This window comes from Streptomyces sp. GbtcB7, assembly GCF_019091445.1.
GTDB classification, from domain to species: Bacteria; Actinomycetota; Actinomycetes; order Streptomycetales; family Streptomycetaceae; genus Streptomyces; species Streptomyces mirabilis.
In genome coordinates this window covers 1-268 of sequence record NZ_JAGXJM010000307.1, presented here as the reverse complement: position 1 = coordinate 268, position 268 = coordinate 1, and the positions used below count along the sequence as shown (strand labels likewise).

Below are 268 nucleotides of genomic sequence, written 5' to 3'. Positions count from 1 at the left end.
CCCGTCCACGGCGGGCGGCCCGCCGCGCACCGAGTACGGGATCACGGACCAGGGCGCCGAGGAGTACTTCACGCTGCTGCGCCGGTCGCTGACCGCGTACGACCAGAAACCGGGCGTCCTCTCGGCCGCGCTCGGCTTCATGGTCGACCTCCGCCGTGCGGAGACCCTCGAACTCCTCCAGGGGCGGGTGCGCGCCATCGAGGAGGGGCGCAAGTCCGTCACCGGGTACTACACCCCCGAGGACGGCCCCGGACAGCTCGGCCACATC

Annotated in this window: 1 pseudogene; it reads left to right on the top strand. The window is 72.8% G+C overall.

Annotated elements, in window-relative coordinates:
* Positions 1–268, top strand: a pseudogene (locus KVT44_RS56150) (PadR family transcriptional regulator); the annotation flags it as partial.